This window comes from Streptomyces boninensis (genome assembly GCF_048572725.1).
GTDB lineage: Bacteria > Actinomycetota > Actinomycetes > Streptomycetales > Streptomycetaceae > Streptomyces > Streptomyces boninensis.
The window spans coordinates 9,578,735-9,599,576 of sequence record NZ_CP183837.1; the positions used below are offsets into that span (position 1 = coordinate 9,578,735).

15 protein-coding genes and 3 pseudogenes are annotated in these 20,842 nt (G+C 70.1%); 11 read left to right on the forward strand and 7 right to left on the reverse strand.

Translation table 11 applies throughout. The features are described 5' to 3' along the window. The first annotated feature begins 188 nt into the window (after nt 1-188). The gene (locus tag ACNNMR_RS43025; protein WP_420000212.1) at nt 189-794 is read left to right on the forward strand and encodes a S1 family peptidase; all 606 of its coding nucleotides are present in this window, start codon (nt 189-191) and stop codon (nt 792-794) included. A gap of 353 nt (nt 795-1,147) precedes the next feature. Here ACNNMR_RS43025 and ACNNMR_RS43030 read toward each other — a convergent pair whose 3' ends face one another. Then, nucleotides 1,148-4,573, reverse strand: a complete 3,426-nt coding sequence (locus ACNNMR_RS43030) for a WD40 repeat domain-containing serine/threonine protein kinase (RefSeq protein ID WP_420000213.1) — start codon at nt 4,571-4,573, stop codon at nt 1,148-1,150. 766 nt (nt 4,574-5,339) lie between these two features. Between ACNNMR_RS43030 and ACNNMR_RS43035 the strand changes: the two genes are divergently transcribed. Both ACNNMR_RS43035 and ACNNMR_RS43040 read left to right on the forward strand, forming a co-directional pair. Continuing rightward, the gene (locus ACNNMR_RS43035) at nt 5,340-5,936 is read left to right on the forward strand and encodes a GNAT family N-acetyltransferase (RefSeq protein ID WP_420000214.1); all 597 of its coding nucleotides are present in this window, start codon (nt 5,340-5,342) and stop codon (nt 5,934-5,936) included. Nucleotides 5,937-6,006: 70 nt separating this feature from the next. Further along, on the forward strand, nt 6,007-6,402 hold the full coding sequence (locus tag ACNNMR_RS43040; RefSeq protein WP_420000215.1) for a hypothetical protein: 396 nt from the start codon (nt 6,007-6,009) through the stop codon (nt 6,400-6,402). Nucleotides 6,403-6,507: 105 nt separating this feature from the next. Here ACNNMR_RS43040 and ACNNMR_RS43045 read toward each other — a convergent pair whose 3' ends face one another. Then, nucleotides 6,508-7,080: a GNAT family N-acetyltransferase gene (locus ACNNMR_RS43045; protein ID WP_420000216.1), complete on the reverse strand. Its 573-nt coding sequence runs from the start codon at nt 7,078-7,080 to the stop codon at nt 6,508-6,510. A gap of 1,035 nt (nt 7,081-8,115) precedes the next feature. Here ACNNMR_RS43045 and ACNNMR_RS43050 point away from each other — a divergent pair. The 6 genes and pseudogenes from ACNNMR_RS43050 to ACNNMR_RS43075 all read left to right on the forward strand — a co-directional run bounded on the left by ACNNMR_RS43050 (nt 8,116) and on the right by ACNNMR_RS43075 (nt 12,880). Further along, nucleotides 8,116-8,424, forward strand: coding sequence for a hypothetical protein (locus ACNNMR_RS43050; protein ID WP_420000217.1), 309 nt, complete (start codon nt 8,116-8,118; stop codon nt 8,422-8,424). A gap of 13 nt (nt 8,425-8,437) precedes the next feature. Continuing rightward, nucleotides 8,438-9,094, forward strand: a pseudogene (locus ACNNMR_RS43055) (DUF6192 family protein). A gap of 87 nt (nt 9,095-9,181) precedes the next feature. Further along, complete coding sequence (locus ACNNMR_RS43060; RefSeq protein ID WP_420000218.1) at nt 9,182-9,541, forward strand: RacP protein; 360 nt, start codon at nt 9,182-9,184, stop codon at nt 9,539-9,541. A gap of 89 nt (nt 9,542-9,630) precedes the next feature. Then, nucleotides 9,631-10,430: pseudogene (locus tag ACNNMR_RS43065) on the forward strand (IS5 family transposase); the annotation flags it as partial. Between the two features lie 523 nt (nt 10,431-10,953). Further along, nucleotides 10,954-11,853 (forward strand): S1 family peptidase, encoded by a 900-nt coding sequence (locus ACNNMR_RS43070; RefSeq protein WP_420000219.1) that lies wholly within the window; start codon nt 10,954-10,956, stop codon nt 11,851-11,853. 100 nt (nt 11,854-11,953) lie between these two features. Further along, complete coding sequence (locus ACNNMR_RS43075; RefSeq protein WP_420000220.1) at nt 11,954-12,880, forward strand: hypothetical protein; 927 nt, start codon at nt 11,954-11,956, stop codon at nt 12,878-12,880. A gap of 44 nt (nt 12,881-12,924) precedes the next feature. Here ACNNMR_RS43075 and ACNNMR_RS43080 read toward each other — a convergent pair. Continuing rightward, nucleotides 12,925-14,117 (reverse strand): IS3 family transposase gene (locus ACNNMR_RS43080; protein WP_419993208.1). Its coding sequence is split into 2 segments (ribosomal slippage): nt 12,925-13,853 and nt 13,853-14,117, totalling 1,194 coding nucleotides; the frame shifts between segments, so codons are not numbered across the junction. Between the two features lie 169 nt (nt 14,118-14,286). On the opposite strand from ACNNMR_RS43080, the gene ACNNMR_RS43085 reads away from it, so the two are divergent. Beyond that, the gene (locus ACNNMR_RS43085; RefSeq protein WP_419992359.1) at nt 14,287-14,613 is read left to right on the forward strand and encodes a hypothetical protein; all 327 of its coding nucleotides are present in this window, start codon (nt 14,287-14,289) and stop codon (nt 14,611-14,613) included. Between the two features lie 486 nt (nt 14,614-15,099). On the opposite strand, the gene ACNNMR_RS43090 is transcribed toward ACNNMR_RS43085, so the two are convergent. After that, nucleotides 15,100-15,612: a hypothetical protein gene (locus ACNNMR_RS43090; RefSeq protein ID WP_419992358.1), complete on the reverse strand. Its 513-nt coding sequence runs from the start codon at nt 15,610-15,612 to the stop codon at nt 15,100-15,102. Nucleotides 15,613-15,871: 259 nt separating this feature from the next. After that, a complete protein-coding gene (locus ACNNMR_RS43095; RefSeq protein ID WP_419992357.1) occupies nt 15,872-16,891 on the reverse strand; it encodes an LCP family protein in 1,020 nt (339 codons plus the stop codon). Between the two features lie 175 nt (nt 16,892-17,066). On the opposite strand from ACNNMR_RS43095, the pseudogene ACNNMR_RS43100 reads away from it, so the two are divergent. Further along, a pseudogene (locus ACNNMR_RS43100) lies at nt 17,067-17,680 on the forward strand (acyl-CoA dehydrogenase family protein); the annotation flags it as partial. Nucleotides 17,681-18,193: 513 nt separating this feature from the next. Here ACNNMR_RS43100 and ACNNMR_RS43105 read toward each other — a convergent pair. Further along, a complete protein-coding gene (locus tag ACNNMR_RS43105; RefSeq protein WP_420000221.1) occupies nt 18,194-19,816 on the reverse strand; it encodes a beta-ketoacyl-[acyl-carrier-protein] synthase family protein in 1,623 nt (540 codons plus the stop codon). 742 nt (nt 19,817-20,558) lie between these two features. Further along, nucleotides 20,559-20,842 (reverse strand): anhydro-N-acetylmuramic acid kinase (locus tag ACNNMR_RS43110; protein ID WP_419992355.1); only part of this gene is annotated, 284 nt, incomplete at its 5' end.

Below are 20,842 nucleotides of genomic sequence, written 5' to 3' on the forward strand. Positions count from 1 at the left end.
GGTCAGCGGCGGCAGCCCGGCCGCGACCGGAGTCCTCTTCGCACTACCGGATGTCCAATTTGGCATGCACACTGCATACATGGGATGGCTGTGAGCCTGGGAGGGGATTCATGATCCAGCATGCGCGTGTTTCCCGCCGGTCGATAACGGCAGTGACAGCGGCCCTGATTGGCGTCCTGCTGGTTGCCGTGAGCCCCACGGCCACCGCAGGGCCGCGACAGAACGTGGTGCGAGGCGGCGATGTCCTGTACGGCGCGGCCGGCGCGTGCACCGTGGGCTTCAACGCGGACGACGGCACAGGGGAGAAGTACGGCTTGCTGCTGGGGCACTGCGCCGGCACGAGCGACGTCTGGTACGCGGACTCGGCCAGGACCGTACAGGTCGGCGTGACGGCTGGAGTCGTCTTCCCGGGCGGCGACTTCGCGGTGGTGCGTTACACCAATACCGCGGTCTCCTATCCCGGTGAAGTGGCCGCCGGCGACGGCGTTGTTGACATCACCGGAGCGGCTGATCCGTACGTCGGTGAGCCGCTGTGTCACTTCGGCCGCGCCGGAGGGCTGCAGTGCGGCACGGTGGTGGCGCTGAACAGCACCATCAGCTACCCCGAGGGGACGGTCACCGGGCTGTTCAGCTCGAATGCCTGCTCGGAACCGGGCGACCTCGGAGGCCCGGCCTTCGACGGCGGCACAGCGCTCGGACTGATCGCGGGCGGCAGCGGCTGCAGCGGCGGTGGCACCACGTACTACCAGCCCATCACCGAGATCCTCGAGATGTACGGCCTGAGCGTGAACTGAGCAGGCACCGTGTCCGCGCTGCCGGCACCCGCCGGAGCAACGCGGACTCGAGGTCGAAAGCAGCAAAGCAACTATGGCGGCCAGGCGCTTCAGCGCGCGCCCGCCACGGCCCGAGGCCCACAAGAACCTCACGAAGCCAGCCACGTGAGACAGCCTCCAGCGATAGCGACGACGGGAGCGGGCGAGACCTTCCAGGTGTTCCAGGTGTTCGTTTCCAGCGAGGGAGCATCACATACCTGCCCGAACCCGTGTCGTTGACTTCGGCTGGTGGGCGGCCGGTCTGGTGATCACTGCTGCGGCTGACCACAAGGGACTCGGGGGAGTACGGCAGCGCGCGCGTGCGGCCACCTAACTCAGCCCGGCATCAGGTCCCAGTCGAGTTCCCACAGCCGGACGCCGTCGTCTCCGGCCGAGATCAGGTTGCGCAGGTCGGTGGTGACCTCCAGGTGTCTGGTGCGTTCCTGGTGACCCTCGAGGATATGCAGGCAGCGGCCGGTCGCGACGTCCCACATGCGGATGGTCCGGTCGTGGCCCGCCGAGAACGCGAACCGGGCGTCGGGCGTGAACCGCACGGCGGCGACCCAGTCCTTGTGCCCCTCGAACTGGCGCAGGCAGCGATGGGTACCGGCATCCCACAGCCGGATCGTCTCGCTGGGCTTATCGCCGGACATGTCCATGTGGGTGGACATGGCCAGGCGGCCATCGGCGCTGAGGCAGGCCGACAGGATCGGCTGGTGGGGGCCTTTCCAGGTCTGCAGGCATGTTCGGGTGGTGATGTCCCACAGCCGGACCACTCCACGCGTGTCGCCGACCGCCGCGAGGCGTTCGTCCGCTGACGTGGAGATCACGTTGACCGCCCCACCGTTCTTGATCGTCGCGACGCAGCGGTCGGCGTCCAGATCCCATCGGCGGATGACGCCGTCGCCGCTGCCGAACCAGGCGTGCCTGCCGTCGCCGGTGAAGGTGATGGTCCGCGTCATGTCCCAATCGGGCGTCAGTTGAGACGGGTCTGCGTGCGCGTTGCCGTCCAGCCGCCACCGGCTGATCGCGAGCGGCTTGATGGCCTTGCACAGGACGGTTCGGGCGTCGTCGCTCAGCGCCACCTCGTCCACCCTGCCCCGGTGGTCGTCGAGGACGCGTACGCACGTGCCGCTGTCCAGATCCCAGAGCCGGATGGTGCCGTCGCCCTGGCCGGTGACGGCGCGCCTGGCACGGGCGCCGGCGGCCACGCCGATCGCGGTAATGCCTCCGTCGGAGAGGTTGCCGGCGTCCAGCGGCCGCGACCAGGCGGCGCGCAGTCCCACGGGGCGGGCCGTGCGGCCCAGTTCGTGCCAGGCGTCCAGCACCTGCGGCGCACGCTCGTATCCGGGGATCGAGCGCGCGCGGGTGAGCAGGTCGAAGGCCGACCGGCGGCGGCCGTCCGCCATCGCCTGACGTGCTCCGGCGAGCAGCTCCTCGGCCAGGCCACCGAGCCGGCTGACCTCGGCGTACTCGCGCGGCTTGATCACATGTGCCTCGGCGGCATATCCGGCGCCGGGCAGCCGCCAGCGGCGCGTCGGCAGCTCGGGGTGGCCGCCGACCGAGCTGCCGAACCGGTCGTCGGCGTGCGGGAATCCCACGTGGTGCATGCCGTACTTCTGGGCGGAGAAGGTCCGCAGGCAGCGGCCGCTGTGCAACTCCCATACCCGAACGGTGTGTTCGCCGGTGGTGCCGGACAGGAGCAGGCGCCCGCCCGCGCTGATCGCCAGATGGCCGGCCGGGGCGGTCTCCCCGGTCAGGCCGCGCAGCTGCCGGCCGTCGGCCACACTCCACACCCGGATCGCCCGGTCCCGGCCGGCGGCCGCGGCGAGCTGCCCGTCCGGGCTGAAGCACACCGCGTGCGACGGAGTACAGGCCGCCAGCACCCGGCCCCGGCCGTCGGTGACGTTCCACAGCCGGGCGCCGTCCTCCTCGGCGGTGAGCACATGCCGCCCGTCGGCGCTCACCACGTAGCGCGTGTCGTCGAGCGAACGCTCGAATGTCGTCCCGAGCGACCACAGAAAGGTCCCGGCCCGCAGATCCCAGACCTGGGTGCGGCCGTCCGCGCCCGTCCACACGCCGATACGCCCGTCCGCGCTCAAGCCCATCGGGCACCCCGTCGGATGGGCGACGGTGCGGATGACGCGGGCGCACCTGCGGGCCCGGAGATCCCAGAGCTGCACTGTGCCGTCGCGGCTGGTGGACAGCGCGTACGAGCCGTCGGGCGCGAGGTCGACGCCGAGCACCTCCTTGCGGTAGCCCCTGAGTTCCAGCCGCTGTTCGCCGGTCGCCGTGTCCCACAGCCTGACCGTGCCGTCCCAGTGGCCGCTGAGCGCGAGCCGTCCGTCGGGGCTGAACCGGATCGGCAGGTAGCCCGTCACCGCGTGCCGGGCGAGGAGCTTCACCGGTGGGCCCGGCAGCGCGAACGGCTCGCCCAGCGCGCGGGTCTCCGTGCCGCGGGCATCGGCCACGCTTCCGGAGGCGGCCACCCGCAGCGCCGCCCGCACGTCGGCGTCGTCGGGCCGTTCGCGGGCGAGGTGGTCGAGGAGGCCGCCGGCCGCTTCGAGGTCGCCGCGTTCGAGGTGCACGCGGGCCAGCAGCAGCCGTACCTGCCAGTCCGCGGCCGATCCCTGCGGGATCGCCTCCAACTGGGCGACGAGCTCCAGATCGGTGATCTCGCCGGTCCGCCAGCGCAGCAGCCCGCCGTTGTACACGGCCCCGACGTGGTGCGGATCGGCCGCGAGCGCCTGGGCGAAGGCCTGGCCGGCGTCGGCGGACCGGTCCAGGTCCAGCAGCGACAGCCCGCGGTTGTTGAGCTCGTCGGCGCGCAGATCGGCTTCGCGCGGGGCCGGACGCGGATAAGACGCTCCCGTCACCAGCTCGTGGATCCCGGCCAGCACCTCCGCGATGTCCGCCATCGACGCCGGCCGGTCGGCCGGGTCCGGCCGCAGGCAGCGCCGCAGCAGATTGCCCGCCTCCGGCGGCACCGCGACCGGGTTCGCCGGATCGGCCAGGTAGTCATCCAGCGCCATCCCGGCGACCGACCCGGCCGACCAGTGCACGCCGCCGGTGAACATCTCCAGCACCAGCACCGCGAAGCTGTAGACGTCGCTGCGCCGCCCGACACGCTGCCCGGCGAGCTGTTCCGGGGAGGCGTACGCGACGGTCATGCCGCCGGCCGGCACCAGCACGCTGGCGCCCGGCGCGCCGTCGGGCCGCGTCGAGGCCGTGGCCGCCTTGGACCGGGCGAGACCGAAGTCGGTGATCTTCGCGGCGCCGGCGCCGTCGAGGAGGACGTTGGCCGGCTTTACGTCCTGGTGCACGAGGCCGCGGCGATGCGCATGCTCGAGCCCGCGGGCCACCTGGACGGCCGTGTCGAGGATGCGGGCAAGGGGGTCGGCCGCGACCGTGTCGTAGAGCCGGCCGTCGCCGATCCACTCCGCGAGGCTGCCGCCCTCGACGTACTCGGCGAACACCCGCGGTACGCCGTCCAGCACCCGCACGTAGTGGCAGGCGCAGACATTGGGATGCAGCCCCAGCGACACCCACGCCTCGGCCTCACGGACGAACAGGTCCTGCTCGCCGCGCCCGCTGAACACCTCCGGCCGTGAACTCTTCACCGCCATGTCGATGCCCCAGGCCAGGTGCCGAACCCGGTGCACGACGCCCATTCCGCCGCGGCCGAGCTCGCCGATGACCCGGTAGCGGCCGTCGACGGTGTGGCCGACCGACCAGGCGGCGGACGACGTGGGTGCGGTCACTGCGGTCTCCCCTGCTGATCAATCCTGCGCGCTCGCCTGCGAGTTGGGCGCGCGGCCAGTGAACGCGACGAACCGGCCTGGCGGCAAGGCGTCGGCAGTCCGGCGGGGCAGGCCGGGGCAGAACTGCGCTGGCCACTATTCCTTGTCCTTGCGTTCGTCGTAGCTTTCAAGGTGACTTGGGCTGAGCGCAAGGACAGTGGGGGGCGGTTGTGACCACAGCAGCTCGCGGTACGTCTCCGGGGCAGGATGCGTCCCCGACCAGCGAAAGGTGCGCTGGAGCGCGGCCTGCAGTACGGAACGGGCGCGTACCCCAAGTGGGTAGGCGCCCTCGTGCGGAAGCTGCGCGGAAAGGACGTCCGGGCTGTCGAGGAATCCGGCCCGACATTGGAGGTCGGGGACAAATACACCCCGTGGGAATGCCAAGAGACCATCATGCGCATAAACGGCGATTTTGAAGGTCTCGATGAATGAGAGTTCGTCGATTTCCGGAGCAGGTCGAGTGCGGCGGCTGCGGTTGGTGCGACGATGCCCAGTTCGAGGACGGAACCTATCTCGAGTCGGATCACGAAAGCGAGGAAGGCTGGTGAGTAGGCCGGAAGGGTTTGAGCCCGTGGCTCTGCCGGACGTGGACTCCGCACAGCTCCGGCGGATCCCGATACCAACCCCCGTCGGGCTGCAAGTAGCCGAGATCTTGAGGCCTGCGCTGGTCATGGCCGTATCAGCGTGGAAGCCGCGGCTCCTCATTCCAGCGCGGTAGGTTGCGGGGATGCTGACCCTCGGGGAGATCGCCGCGGAGCCCGAGCTGCTGACGTGGCGACTGCGGCTGAGGGACGGGACGCCGGCCGCGCTGCGGCCGCTGGAGCACGGCGATGCGCGCGCCCTCGCAGCTTTCCTGGGTGGCCTTTCGGCCGAGACCCGGCGGCTGAGCACGTACGACGGATACGATCTCGCCGCCGCCCGCGAGCTGTGCGCCGCCATCGCCCGCTACGACAAGCTCCGGCTGGTGCTGGAGGTGGCATCCGGCGCGGTCGCCGGACTGGTGGAGTTCAGCCTCGCGATCATGCCCGACGACATCGCGCGCTACGCGGCCGCCGGGGTGCGGCTCAGTGAGCATTCCGACCTCCGCTTCGGGATCACTCTTGCGGACGCGTATCAGGGCCAGGGCGTGGGGAGCGCCGTCTTTCCGCTGGTGGAGGACGTGGCGCGGCGGCTCGGCCGGTCGCGGATCATCCTGTGGGGCGGCGTGCTGACCGACAATGCCCGGGCCATCCGCTTCTACGAGAAGAACGGCTTCCTGCGGGTGGGGTCGGCCACCGGTTCCTCCGGGCGCGAGTCGATCGACATGATCCGCGAACTGGGGTGAGGAACGGCCGGTTTCGGAGAGGATGCGGGTCGCCACCGAACTCAGCCGGAGCGAGGACCTCGCGTAGGAAGTGACCACGAACCTGCTGCGCTGGCCGACGGTCGTCATTGGGGGCGACGAGGGTCACCGGGCGGTCGTCACCCGCCTCGCGCAGCCGCCGGATGCCGCTGCAGCGGCCGACATGCCGACCGATGAGGGTGCGGCCGTGGCGCTGGGCCTGATGCGCAGCGCCAGGCCCCAGCGCCACGGCCAGCGCCATCGCCGAGAACACGATCAGGTGCCGAACCGCGCGAGCGCGGCACCCACGAGGCCAACCAGCTCAGCACCCGTCACACGCTGCGCAGCCATGGATCAGCGGGCGCGCCGTGACGCCCGGACGGACGAACCGAAAGCGACGAAGCTCGGCCCGCCGCTGCGCCGAGCGACCCTCGACCCAGATCTTCTCAGCTTGTTCGCGGTTGCTTGAGCGCTGGGTGCCGGTTGTGGAGACGGAGTAACTGGGGTTGGCGGTCCTGTCGGAAGTGGTCGTGAGGGTCACCGCCTGTGTGGGCTCTGTGTCCGCGTCGTGGGATCAGGCACCTGGCCGCCGTATGTGCACATGCCCTTCGAGGGGGAAGGCAGGTGGTGCTGCAGTCAGGACTCTGTCGAAGCTGAACCCGGTCTTCTCCGCCACCCGGCACGAGGCCACGTTGTCCACCTGGTGCAGCAGTTCGAGTCGCTTCAGCCCGTCAGCCGCCAGGAGGTCGAAGGCCCAGCCGGTGAGGGCCTCCAGAGCGCGTGATGCCACGCCCCTTCCGCGTGCGGGTGCGCCGGTCCAGTAACCCACCTCAGCTGACTCCTTGCCCGCAGCGGCTTCCTTGAGGAGGACCCCGCCGAGCAACTGCCCGTGAGAGGAGTCAGGCTGCGCTTCAAGGACGGCGAATCCGAATCGCGCGCCCGTCGCCCAGCCATCCTGCTCATTCCTCACCCACTGTTCCGCATCGTCTTTCGTCGCCACGGCGGTAGCGGCGGGAATCCATCGACGCATCGCGGGATCTCGGAAGGCTTCGACCAAGGCAGGAATGTCGTCCATGTTCCAGGGCCGCAGTAGGAGCGCAGGGGTCGGCGACGTCTCGGCCGTCTGCAGGGCTACCGGGTCATTCATCTGGCGATAGTATGCGGCAGCATCTGTCCCGTCGCTGGCGATCGAAAACAGCGGGCGATGACCAGGAGCGGCCGGAGTCGGAGGAGGGAGTCCGGTCAGGCGCAGAGGCTTCGGCTCGGCGTGCATGGGCCGGGGCGCGGCTCGAACCGCATCAGCCACGAAATGGCCCCCCGCCGCGGTGCCCGAGCCCACCGTCGAGGACATCGACCGCGAGCCGGCTGCAGCGGGCTGCCGTACGACCAGGCCCGCACCAAACTCCGCTGGCAGGCTGCGCCCGTGTGGGAAGCCCGGCGCATTCCGCGCGAGCAGGAAGACGAGTGGCGGCACGTATGGCTGCGCCTGAGGCTGATCCGCGTACGCCACCTGGAACCGCCGCCGCCGTCACCGGCAACGTCGAGCCGTAGCGCACGAGGGCAACCTGATGCCCCCTCACCGCCGTGGTCCCGACCGTCGTTTTCCCGGAGACCCGGCGGCGGCCGCGGTTAGAGCCTGTTTCTGAAGGCCTGAGCTGGATCTCTTTGCGGCGTTAGCCTGGTGGTGTGTCCGGGCTCGTCGGGCTGCCGCCGCTGCGGTGCTGTCCGGTGTGCGACTCTCCGCTGGAGCTGAGGGCCGCGCCGCGGGCGGTGTACTGCTCGGCGGCGTGTCGGGCCAGGCAGTGGCGTCATGTACGGCGGATCCGGCGACGGGCCGCGGCTGAGCGGGACGGCGATGGCCGCCGGGTGTGTCCGGTCTGCCAGACCGTATGGGTCGCCGGCGTCGACCACCGCAGCAATGCGGTGTACTGCTCGGCGAAGTGCCGCGGGAGGGCTTCGTACCGGCGGAGGAATGCGTTCGCCGAAGCGTCGAATTGACGCTTGAGCGAACGGCCAGTTCGTCCGATTGAGTCCAGAACCGGTCAATATCCGTCAGGTCTGGTGTTCGATCTCCGGCAGGTCGACGCTGGCGCTATCGCGGGCCTGGTTCTGACGCCGGCATCCCGCCGCCCCGGGCCCTGCGGACTGGTGGTGATCGTGATGCCCACCCATGGTCGGCAAGGTGACGCAGGAGCGCTACGAGCAGCTCGTGGCGGAGTCGAAGCTCCTGGTCGAGACCGAGCGGGACACGCACTTCAAACTAGGTGACAACTCTTTGGAGATAGAGCTCCTGCAGCCGAGAGGCGGGGCGAGGGCCGCGCTGGGCGAGGACGTGCAGTCGGTCGAGGAGATCCTGGGCCGGTTCGCGGACGATGTCGGTGTCGCAGCGTCCAGCGTCATGAACTACCGCTACATCGCCGCCCATTGGCCGCCTGAGCAGCGGGTGGCGGGGGTGTCGCTGGACATCCACCGGATCTTGATGGTGTGGTGACCGGTTCGAGCTGATCCATAAGCCGCCGTTCAACGAGCACTGTGGGCAGCATCGCTGGACCCAGGACGCGGCCAAGCGGGCGGCCGGCTGGAACGTGACGAACCCGGTGTCGGTGCAGGAGAAGGTGACCGCGATCCACGGTCTGGCCGCCGATGACCAGGTCGCCGCGCAGGTGGCGGCGGATCTGCTGCAGCGTCCGGCGGTGGCGGAAGGGGTGCCGGCGCCGGCGCGGGTCGAGGCGATCCGGGAGCTGGCGCACGACGAGCGGGTGGCCGCCGAGGCCGCCACGCGGATGCCGCACCGTCCCGACGTCGCGTTCAAGGCGATGAGTGACGACCACGCACGGCACTCGGTCAACCACGCCCAGGTCGAGCGCGACAGGCAGGCCCGCGAGAACTTCGAGCACACCAGCGAGCTCGCTCCTGCCGTCCAGTACTTCGAGCGGACCGCGGAGTTCATCGACCTGGTCGGGGCCTGACATTCCTTCGTCGGGACGGCGAAACGCGTCGTTCCCGGCCTGCGCGGACGGACCCCGAGCGAGCAGGAATTGTCGCTGCTGGCCGAGAACATCTCCCGGGTCCGCGCTTCGCTGGAGTGGATCGAGCACGCGGCCGAAACCGGCGACGTCGACGTCGATGAGGCCCTCGCCCGGATCCTGCGGGGCGAGTAGGCCATGGCACGCGCTCGCAGGAGAGCGCGCGACCGCCGCCGCTCGCCCACAGCCGGGCGCCACGCCGACACTATCCGGACGGCTTTGATGGAGACCGCCCCCGTCGGGCTGAAGAAGCCGAGGCTGATGGTGGTCACCGAGCTCACGCCGTCGCAGATCGTTCGCGGGCTGGCCGCCTACCATGAGCTCGCGGGCGAGAAGGGCTGGCCGCCGTTGCGCTGGACCTTCGCCAACGGCTACCACTTCTGCCAGGACCCCGACGACCTGCGGGAATGGGAGCAGGACTGGGCCGAGGTCAAGTACACCCAGGTGTCCAGCTTCATCAGCAGCGTCCTGGTGCCGCACGAGCGGCTGTTCCCCAAGAGCCGCTGGGTGGGCCACCTCAGAGCCCAGCTGCTGGCGCTGCAGAGCACCCTCGACGTGATCGCCAACCCTGAGTTCCAGTAGCGGCGGTCAGCGGTCGTCGGTGAAGGACACGAGGGACCGGCCCGACCTGCCCCGCCTCACCCTCCCCGGGCCGGTCCCTCCACCAGCGCATGCGCAACCCCCGCTACCCATCCGACATGACCGACGCCGAATGGGCGCTGATCAAGCGGCGCACCCGCCGCCGGCCAGCACCCTGCCGACCGGCGGGGACCCGGAGAAATGGCCCCGCCGCGAAATCGTCGACGGCATCCGCTATCTGGTCGATAACCGCATAAAATGGCGGGCGATGCCCGCCGACTATCCGCCCTGGCGGACGATCTACGGATTCGCGCGGCGGTGGGCCGCCGCCGGCGTCCTGTCCGTCATCCGCGAGCAGCTGCGCCGCCGGATCCGGCTCGCCGCGGGCAAGACGGCCAACACCGCATCCGTGGTCGTCGACGCCCAGTCCGTTAAGGCCTCCGAGACAGTCAGCAAGGACAGTCGCGGGTGGGACGGCGGCAAGTACATCAACGGCCGCAAAAGACACCTGATCTGCGACAATCGCGGTCTGGCGCTGCTGGTCATGGTGACCGGGGCCGACGCCCAGGACTCCCTCATCGCCCGGGAGATGCTGTTCCGCCTCGCGTTCCTGCACCCGGAAATCGCCATCGTCTGGGCCGACTCCGCCTATGCCAAGAACGACCTGATCCCCTGGGCGAAGCAGTACCTCGACATCACCATCAAAACAGTACGGCGCTCGCCGAACACCAAAGGCTTCATCATCCTCCCGCGCCGCTGGGTAGTGGAACGCACCTCGTCGTGGATCATGAGGGCGCGTCGCCACTGTAGAGATCACGAGCGGCTACCGGAAATGAGCGAAGCCTTGATCACCTGGGCCTCCATCACGCTGATGACCCGGCGCCTCACCCGCCGCAAGGGACGTCCCGCCGAACGCCGCGACATCGTCCACGGCTACGTGTTACCAGAAGCCGCCCGAGCCGGTGGTTTGCGCCGGTAGCGCGTACGCAGGAACTGTTACGGCGGCGACCGGGAAGACGTGCAGCTCAGGAGTGCGTCTCGTGGAGCTATCGCTTCCCAACGGTGGATCCATGCCGAAGCAAGCAGCGCCGCTACACCCGAGTTGGCGAGTGCACTCTTGGCTGAGACGGAATCTCAACTGCCACTTTTCGCAACGAAGACATCATTAGCCGCATCTTCGCTTAAGGTCGCAGATACCTCGATGTGCATGGCCATTCCACTGGTGTTGAAAGCTCCCTGGAGGTCGCACAATGCAGCAAAACCGGAAGAGACTTGCTCAGATACTAGGCGCCTCGCTCCTGGTCGCCGCTGCCGGAACAGTCCCGGCGTCTGCCGAGGAGACCCCGAAGCCCCTCACTGACCCGACCAGTGCACGAGCGCTTGCGCATGACCTCGGCGACGACCGGACCGGCGGCGTGTACTACAACGATGGACGTCTCGTGGTCGCCGTCACCGACTCGGCTGCCGCACGGACCGTCCGAGAGGCGGGCGGGGGCACCAAAATGGTAACCCGCAGCAAGGCTGAGCTCGAATCCGTTCACCGCAAGCTCGACCAGCTAGGAAACATCCCCAATACGGCATGGGGTATCCAGACGAATACCAATCAGGTGTCCGTTGAAATCTTTGACGGAGCGCCCGCCGACGCCCGGGCTCGGATCGAGCAGGTGGCGGCTGCTCACCAGGGTGCGGTACGCATCGAGCGGATCAACAGCACACTGTCGTTCAAGGCTACCGATCTCCGCGGCGGCAACGGAATCAACGAGTGCTCTGCCGGGTTCAACACCAAGAGTTCATCTGGGGCCATCTATACGCTCACCGCGGGCCACTGCGACTACTCGGAAGACTGGCGCATGGCATATAACGGCGCAAAGATTGGGTATACGGCGTATCGTGCTTTCGGCGGCGACTATGGCGATCAGCAAACGATCCGGGCGAACGCCGCTGGCATCAACCCCCTCGGAACCGTCAGGTACTGGGGTGGCATCTACAAACAGATCGACGAAGCTCAGTGGCCAAATGTGGGATGGGATATCGACCGGATCGGTGTATCCAGTCAGGACAAGACGGGTTCCGTCACCGCCGAGAACGTGACCGTCAACATGTCCGGGACCACGGTGCACGGCTTGTTCAGGTCGGACGTATGCGCCCTGCCAGGCGACAGCGGAGGTCCGGCACTCCGCAGCACAACAGCCCTGGGCCTGCTGTCCGGCGGCACTGGTGAACAAACCTGCACCTCTTCCTCCAGTGGCACCTACCGGAACTACTTCATGCCAGTCAAGAAGGTCCTGAACGATCGTGGCCTGCGCGTCTACTGACGACTGACTGTCACGACTGCCGTACCTGATGGAACCCGTCCTGTCCCGGCCACGTCACAAGGCCGGGGCAGACTGCCATGCCAGGCTTCCGGGAGGCCAGATGCGCGTCAGGACATTGCGTTCCGTCAGCATGGTTGCTGCAGCGGCACTGGTCACCGGCCTGGGTGCGCTCGCCGGTTGCGGCAGTCAGCAGGCATCCGGCGGCAACCAGCAAGCGAGTCGCGGCGCCGGCGGGGATGCGCAGACGCTGTCACACCGTGCCCGGAAGGTTGCCGCGGCCTGGGATGGGTCAGCCGCATCCGCCGACTGGCGCGTCGGCTACCATCCCATCGGCGACGTGGTCCAACTGCCATCGGGCGGCCTGCGCACCGAAGCCGATGAACAGGCCTACCGAGACCGGAACTTCGTGCTACGAGGCAAGTTGCCCGTCACCTGGCCGAAGAACGGCAAGGTGACGTGGGCCACCGGCGGATCGCTCACCCGGCCACTGGTCGGAGCGGATGATTCATACAGATCACATGCCGACGGCCACCTCGAGGGTGAGCCCTATCTCACAGTGTCCGGGGCGAAGTTGGGTTCGATGCGCGTGGCTACCAACCGCGGACCGGCGACGGTCCCGGCCTGGCTATTTACCCTGGAGGGCTACGATTCTCCCCTAAGGCAGGCTGCTGTCATCGCATCGAAACTTCCCCGGCCCCCGATCAAGCGCGCACTCAACGTCCCCGGCCTCCCACTTAGGGGGCTAGTGCGGATCTCGGTAGACGGACGCTCGGTGACGGTAACTGCCCTGCACGGCTCCTGCGACGAGGGACCCATCGTAACGGCGCTGGAAACACCGAGCGCCGTGGTGCTGTCGCCCTCCGTGAAGAACCGGGACAAGAGCGGTCTCTGCACCAAGCAGGCGACGACGCGGTCGGTGACAGTCAAGCTGGATCGCCCCGTAGGCGATCGCGTTCTGCTCGACGCACTCACTGGCAAGCCTGTTCCCTACAAGCCGCTGTACCGGGCCTCGCCGAGCTGGAGTTGAGCTAGTGAGCTGCCCCGAGTTTCATAGCGTCCGGACTTGATTGGTCAGGCGGACTGCTGGGTGGCTTCCTGACTTCGCCAGAAGGCGTCCTCGTACTCGGCGGGTGGCACGTAGTCGAGGGCGGAGTGGAGCCGTTCCTCGTTGTACCACGTCACCCAGCGAAAGATCGCCCGCTCGACCTGGTGGACGTCGTGCCAGGGGCCCTGCATCTCGATCAGCTCGGCCTTGAAGGTGCCGTTCAGCGCCTCCGCCATGGCGTTGTCGTAACTGTCCGCGACGGACCCGACGGATGCCGAGGCGCCGATGTCGGTGAGCCGGTCTGTGTATCGAATTGATACGTATTGCGACCCGCGGTCGCTGTGATGTATGAGACCGGAACCCGTCTTGATCCTCCGGCGCCACAGCGCCATTTCCAAGGCGTCCAGCGGCAGTTCGGTCCGCATGTGACCGGCGATCTGCCAGCCGACGATCATCCGCGAGTACACGTCGAGGACGAACGCGACATACGCCCAGCCGGACCAGGTCCGCACGTAGGTCATGTCCGCCACCCACAGCTGATCCGGCCGGTCCGCGGTGAAGTCGCGGTCGACCAGGTCCGGCGGCCGCGGCGCGGTCGGCTCGGGGATCGTGGTGCGGCGCCGCTGGCCGCGGATGACGCCTTCCAGGCCCAGCTCGCGCATCAGCCGCTCGACGGTGCAGCGGGCAGCTTCGACGCCCTTGCGCCGCAGCGCGCGGGTGATCCGGCGGGCCCCATAGGTGCCGCCGGACTCGGCGTGGATCTCCTCGATCATGGGCATGAGCTGTTCGTCGCGCAGCCGGCGGGCCGATTTCGGGCGCCGCTTGCGGGCGAAATAGGTCGAGACCGACAGGTCCAGCACCCGGCAGACGGGATCGACCCCGAGGCCGCGTTCCTTCAGGTGGTCGATCACCTGCTCGGCCTCGTCCGGGGACGGTCGATCTCCTGGGCAAAAAACACCGAAGCGGCCTTCAGGATCTCATTGGCCCGCTTCAACTCGGCGTTGTCCTTGCGGAGTTGTTTCAGCTCGTCGCGTTCGGCGCTGGTAAGCCGGTCATCGCGGTCGCCGCTGTCCGCCTCGGCCTGGCGGACCCACTGCCGCAGGGCTTCCTTGTGGATGCCGAGGTCTTTGGCGACATGGGCGACCGGGCGTCCGCTGGTGCGGACCTCGCGGACGGCACGCTCGCGGAGCTCGTCGGGGTACTTCCGTGGTGCTGGCACTTGCTCGTGTGTCTCCTTACGCCAAGATCATAGACCTGGCTTCAGGGACGCTACGAAACGGGGTGCAGCTCACGTCGGAGATCCTCCTCAATGTTGTTGCGGAGCGTGTTCTGGGTCTGCCGGCTGAGCCCCGTGCTGACAAGGACGCCGCCTGGAAGGACCTCCCGCGATGACCGCGGCGGCTGCGGCGGCTGCGGTGGCTGCGGTGGTTGGTGCCGGTTTTGTTCTGTGCTCGGAGGCGGAGGAGGGTCTGCGTGCCGCGGTGCGTGCGCTGCTGGCCGCCGGGTGCGATCCCGTCGTCGTGATCACCCGTACGGAGGCTGCCGGCGGCCCGTGTGATCCGGCGCTGTGGATGGTGCTGGCCCGCGGTATCGGGGCTGCGGGGCTGCTGGTCCCGGAGGGCCTGGACGGCGCCGGGGCCACCCATCGGGCGCGGCGGTGGTGCTGGTGGGGCTGCCTGTCTGAGTGGGTGGTCGTCTCTGCCTGCCTGGGGTGAAGCGGCTGGCTGTGCTGGTGGGGACGGCCGTCGGGTAGGCCGGTGATTGCCCGTGCGCCGGGCGGGCGGCGCGGCGTTCTTTGTGCTGGGGCCGGGTGTGAGGTGGTGGCTGGTCGGGGCCGCCGCTGCGGGCACCATCCGGATGCGGGTGGGGACGGCTGCCGTCGTCGGGCTCGCCGCCCGGGCTCGCCGCCCTGGTCCGCTTGTTCGGCCGCCGGCCGCCGGCCGACCCGGTCTCCCTGTCGGCCGGGTCGGCCGGGTTGGCCGGGTCGGCCGGGTTGGCGGGGTTGGCGGGGTCGGCGGGGGTGGGGGTGGATCTGGGTGGCTGGTGGGTGGTCGTGGCGGGCGGGCCGTGCAGGTCGGTGCCGGGTCGGGCGGGCGCGGGCCTGCGGTGGGCGCGGATGCGCCTGATGGCCGTCCATGGCCATCCGTGGCGTTCCGGTCGGCCGGGGGTTTGGTGTGGTTGTTGCGGGGGCTTGCCGGTGTTCAGTCTCGTTGGGCTTTGGCCACGGTGGGCCGGCCCTTGGCGTCGGCGGCTTCTCTGCTGAGTGCGTGTCTGTCCACGAGTTCGCCTGGTTCGATGTCCTGCTGTCCGATGAAGACTGTGTCCACCACGTTGCCGTGTGCGGCGACGAAGTTCACCTGGATTGAGTAGAAGGCCTTCTCGTCGGAGCTGTTGTTGATCCGGACCAGGCCGGCGCGCAGGTCGTCGCCGGTGTGCTTGACACTGATCCCTCTGACCGAGACATCGGACATCGCGTTGCCCCTGTCCTTGATCTCACTCAGCCGTTCCTCGGCTCTTTCACGGTTGCGCAGCAGGCGGGTGGAGCGGGTCTCTTCGGCGTACGGCTCGTCTTGTGCCGACGGCGATGCGGACTCATCTGCCGGTAGGGCTCGGGTGGCGGAGGGCTGCTTGAGTGTGGTGGCGGACGACGCGCAGGCACCGGCACCCATGACCGCGAGCGTGACCAGTGCCAGGTGGATGCCGTGCTTCGTCAAAGGGCGGCTCATGACTTTCCGGTCTGCGGGACGGGTGCGGCCGGACTCCAGGAGTGTTGTCGGATGTCTCCCGTATGAACTCAAGTAGCCGCTTTATGCATCCGTAGGGCCGGGAGGGACGTCCGGGCCGGACGCACCTGCACGTCACGCCGAAGGCCGCAGCGCACCGTTCGCGTCCCGCAAGAACCTGGAGGACGCCGGCTCGGACCGCCGGCGCATCGGCCGGCTGGGGCCGGCGGCGGCTGGTGGCGGTTGGTGTTTATGGGGTGGTGGGTTGGGTGGGGCTGCCTTCGCAGCCGAAGCGGGTGCCGGCCGTGGTGCGGGTGTCTTGTTCCAGGGCGTTGGTGCCGCGGCGGGTTTCGGCGGTGTGGAGGGGTTTGTCGTTTTGCATGGTGTGGAACATGCGTTGTGCGTGCTGCCGGTGGAGGGCCACTGTCGAGCCGGCTCCGGGGACGGTGGCGCCGAGGTCGGCGATGGGCGGGGTGGCGAATTCGACGTTCTCCAGCTTCAGGTTGCGTGCTTTCCAGCCCAGTTCGAGGAGGTCCTTCGTGCTGTTGCCGGGCGTGGTGTGCAGTGATTTCGCCAGTTGTGCGGCGAGTTTTTCCAGGCGTCGGCGGTCGTGGAGGTCGCCGGTGTCGATGATGCGGCCGGCGAGGTCGGAGGTGAGGCGTTGCTGGCGGCGGATGCGGGTGATGTCGCCGTTGGTGGTGTTGTGGCGGGAGCGGGCGTAGGCGATGGCTTGTTGTCCGTCGAGGCGGTGGGTGCCGGCGGGCAGGTTCAGGCCGGTGTACTGCAGGTCGCGCAGGGGCCGGCGGGTGCAGACCTGTGCGCCGCCGAGGTCGTCGACGATCTTCTCGAAGCCGGCGAATTTGACGGTCAGGACGGTGTCGATGTCGACGCCGGTGAGGTCCTCGACGGTGCGCTCGGCCAGTCGGCGGCCGCCGATCGAATGCGCGGCGTTGATTTTTCTGCCGAGGCGGGGTGCGTAGACGTCGCGGGGGATGGACAGGACGCCGGCCCGGCGGCCGTTGCCGGACAGGTGCATCAGCATGATGACGTCGGAGCAGTCGCAGCCCTGTCCGCCGGCGTGCAGGCGCCTTTGCTCGGCCGCCGACAGCCCGGCCCGGGTGTCGCGCCCGAGCAGCAGCACGGTGGTGCCGCCCGGGTCGCTGGTCAGTTCCTGTCCTTGGGCCGCGCCGTAGCCGGTGGTGGTCAGGGCGGCGGCGGCCAGGCCGGCGGCGAGCAGGCGTGTTCTGGTGCGGTGCGGCGGGTGCGGCATGGCGGGCCTCCGGTCCGGGCGGCGACGGGTGATCGCCCCGGAATCTAGACCCTCGATGTCCGATTTGCCCGCCCTTTGGCGGCGTGTCCGGTGGGGTCATCCGGCAGCAGGAGGCCAGGCATTGTTTCCGTGACTGTTTCCTGTTGCCAAGCAACCGCTTGGTATGCGCGGCTGCACCAGGGTGGCCGACGCGGCGGCGGATGTGCTGCTGGTGCCGGCCGCCGGCGGCCTGTTTGCGGTCGGGGGTGCCCGGCTGGAGCCGCAGACCCCTCTTGATCTGACCCGCCCGCTGGCCGGGGTGGTCCTTCGGGGCACGCCGGGCACGCGTCTGGCCGGTGCGGACGCCGCCCGGGCGGTGGTGGAGCGGGCGCTGCTGGCGGGTGCCGGGCTGCTGGCTTCGGAGCAGGTGGGCGTCGTGGGGTGGTGTCTGGCGGAGACGGTGGCGTATGTGAAGGTCCGGCGGCAGTTCGCGCGCCGGGCCGGCGGTTTCCAGGCGCTCAAGCACCGGATGGCGCAGTTGTGGCTGGAGCTGGTCTCGGCCAGGGCCTGTGCCGGGACGCGGCGGGCGCGCTGGCCGAGGGTGCGGACGATGCGGCGGTGGCGGTGGCGGTGGCCTACTGTGCGCAGGCGGCGGTGCATGCGGCCGAGGAGGTGCTGCAGTTGCACGGCGGTATCGGCATGACCTGGGAACATCCCGTCCACCTGTATCTCAAGCGGGCCAAGAGTGACCAGCTCGCCCTGGGCACCCCCGGCCACCACCGCGCCCGCCTGGTCGACCTGCCCGCCTGAACGCGCAACACCTGGGGCGGGGGCGCGGCGCACCCGTCGTGCCCCTGCGCCCGGGTGTTGCGCGGCACGGCTGTGCCCGGGGTCCGTGCTGCGGCCCCGGGCCCTTTCGCATACGTCCCTGTTCCTCGGGTCCCTGTCCCTCGGGGGGCAGGGCTGTGCCGTCGGGCTCGGGCTGCTGTACCCGGCCCGGCCGCCCCGTCCCCTCTCCCGGCGCAACCGGGTTCAGCTCCCCGGCCGAGCCGTCCCCTTCACCCACCGGGGTCCGGCCCCGGCCTGGCCCGGGCCCGTGGCACGGCCGCCGTACCCAGGTGGTGCCACGGCTCCGTGGTTCTGTGTGCGGGGTGTGGGTTGGGGGGTATGGCGGCGCCGGGCCTGCCGCAGTCCGGGGCACGGCCTCAACCTCAACCTCAACGTCAACGTCAGCTTTCGCTTTCGGCCTCAGTCTCAGCTTCAGCTCCAGCCCCGGCTCTGGCCCTGGCCCGGGCTCCGGGCTCCGGGCTTGAGGTGGGGGTTTCAGGTGGTGTGGTGGCGGAGGGCGAGGACGGCGTTGTGGCCGCCGAATCCGAAGGAGTTGGACAGGGCGAGACCTCGGCCGGGGGGCAGGGGGCGGGGGTGGGTGGTGACGATGTCGAGGCCGAGGTGGGGGTCGGGGTGGGTGTGTCCGGCGGTCGGGGGGATGAGTTGGTGGTGGAGGGTCAGGGCGGTGGCGACGGCTTCGACGCCGCCGGCTGCGCCCTGGAGGTGTCCGAGTGCGCCTTTGGGTGCGGTGACGGGGATGGTGTGGGGGGTGAAGAGGGTGTTCAGGGCTGCTGCTTCGGCGGCGTCGCCGGCCGGGGTGGCGGTGGCGTGGGCGTTGATGTGGAGGACGTCGGCTTCGGTGGCGCCGGCGTCGGTGAGGGCTTTGCGGATGGCGGTGGTGATGCCGGTGCCTTCCGGGTCGGGGGCGGTCATGTGGTGGGCGTCGGCGCTGATGCCCCAGCCGGCTGCTTCGCAGTAGATGCGGGCGCCGCGGGCGAGGGCGTGTTGTTCTTCTTCGAGGATGAGGAAGCCGGCGCCTTCGCCGAGGACGAAGCCGTCGCGGTGGCGGTCGAAGGGGCGGGCGGCGTGCTGCGGTCCGTCGGGGGCGGGGGACAGGGCGCGCATGCTGGCGAAGCCGGCCATGATTTCGGGGGTGATGACGGCTTCGGTGCCGCCGGCGGCCATCACGTCCACGTGTCCGTCGCGGATGCGGTCGATGGCCTGGCCGATGGCTTCGGTGCCCGAGGCGCAGGCGGCGACGACGGTGCGGGCCTCGCCGCGGGCGCCGAGGTCGATGGCGATGTGGGCGGCCGACGCGCTGGGGACGAGCATGGGGGTGGTGTGGGGGGAGACCCGCCGGGCGCCCTTGTCGGCCAGTGAGCGGTGGGCGTCGACCATGACGGGGGCGCCGCCGATGATGGTGCCCACACTGACCCCGGCCCGGCCGGGGTCGGCGTGGGCGCACGTAAGCCCTGCGTCGTTCCAGGCCTCGCGTGCGGCGAGGACGGCGAACTGCGTCGAGCGGTTCATCGTCCGGGCCTGGCTGCGCGGCAGCATCTCGCCGGGCTCCACCGCGGCCGGGGCGGCCACCTTCACCGGCAGTTCCCGGAATTCCTCGCCGGTCATCTCCTGCGCTGCGCACCTGCCGGCGAGCAGCGCCTCCCAGGTGCTGGCGGCGTCGCCGCCGAGCGGGCTGATGGCCCCCACCCCGGTGACGACGACGCGCCGCCCCCGCCCCCGGGCCCGGCCGCCTCCGGCGGCGGCTGCGGCTGCGGCTGCGGGGGATGCGGGGGGTGCGGGGGGTGCGGGGGGTGCGGGGGGTGCAGAGGGTGCGGGGGAGACGGTGCCGGCGGGCTGCGGATGTCCGGCGGGCTGCGGGTGTCCGGTCCCGGCCCGTTCCATCAGCACGTCCACGGTGGCGAACCGCCGCATCCGGCGGTGGAAGGGGGTGCGGCCGGCCAGCGGCCGCAGGGTCAGTTCGATGTGTTCGGGGCCGTCCGGGATGCTGCCGGTGACCACGTTTCGTTGTCCGTCTGCGTCCAGCAGTACGTCGCCGGGCACGAGTTCACCGCCGGTGCAGGTGTGGACGGTGCGGGAGCGGTCGTTGCTGTCGTTCACGGCAGATCCTCGGGGCAGAAAACAAGGACAAACCGGACAAATGTCTCGGTCTGGTGGGCCCAGTCTTGCCCCGCCGCCCCGCTCGCCGGGGTGGCCCGGATCACTCACCCGCCCCGCCCGCCGGGGTTGAGGCCCAAGGTCCCGCCCGCTGCCCGCCCTTTCGGCAGCCTGGCCGGGGGCCGAAAGTCCCGCCCCCGGCCAGTTCCGCAGCCGGCTGCGGAACTACCTGTGCGGAACTACCTGTGCGGCCACGTGCCCGGCCGGCGCCGCAGCGGGACAGCATCGCCGCGCGGGCAGCACCCTTTGCCGACTCGGCCGCCGGCACGGGTGGCCCGGAGCGCAGCCGGCCGGGTACAGGCGCTGCAAAGCCTGGGCCTCCGCAAAGCCTGGGCGCCGCCGGGGGATGAGGGGAAGACTGCGCCATGCCCGCGTGTCCCGCTTCTCATCTGGGCGCGGGAACGCCCGGCCAGGTCGAGCCGCCCCCACCCCACCCCGGCGCCCCGCCACACCCACCCCACCCCGCCACACCCACCCCACCCCGGCGCCCCGCCACACCCGCCACACCCGCCACACCCGGCGCCTCGCAGCGCCCGCCCTGTCGGCCGGCGCCTGCCCGGGCCGGTCAGCCGGTCAGCCGGTCAGCCGACCCGCCGACCCGCCGACCCGCCGACCCGCCGACCCGCCGACCCGCCGACCCGCCGACCCGCCGGTCCGCCGGTCCGCCGGTCCGCCGGTCCGCCGGTCAGTCCGGCCCGCCGACCACCCGCAGCCGCTGCGGCGCCCACCGGTCCGGCGGCGGCAGTACGAGCGGCTGGGCACCGGGGGTGAAGGACCCGAGCACCACCGGCCCCGACGCCCCGGTCGCCGACGGCACGTTCCCTGCCAGCCCGGCATAGGACAGGTAACCGAGCAACGCGAACAGATAGGCCTCCTTGCCCTGCGCGGGCAGCCCGAACTCCTCGCTGCCCCGCACCCGCACCCCCGCCCCGCACAGCGAGGCGATCCGCTCCATCAGCACCGGGTTAC

Coding starts and splice junctions, on each gene's coding strand:
- ACNNMR_RS43035 (WP_420000214.1), top strand. CDS start 5,340: ATGCTGACCCTCGGGGAGATCGCCGCGGAGCCCGAGCTGCTGACGTGG.
- ACNNMR_RS43045 (WP_420000216.1), bottom strand. CDS start 7,080: ATGAATGACCCGGTAGCCCTGCAGACGGCCGAGACGTCGCCGACCCCT.
- ACNNMR_RS43085 (WP_419992359.1), top strand. CDS start 14,287: ATGACCGCGGCGGCTGCGGCGGCTGCGGTGGCTGCGGTGGTTGGTGCC.
- ACNNMR_RS43075 (WP_420000220.1), top strand. CDS start 11,954: ATGCGCGTCAGGACATTGCGTTCCGTCAGCATGGTTGCTGCAGCGGCA.
- ACNNMR_RS43060 (WP_420000218.1), top strand. CDS start 9,182: ATGGAGACCGCCCCCGTCGGGCTGAAGAAGCCGAGGCTGATGGTGGTC.
- ACNNMR_RS43095 (WP_419992357.1), bottom strand. CDS start 16,891: ATGCCGCACCCGCCGCACCGCACCAGAACACGCCTGCTCGCCGCCGGC.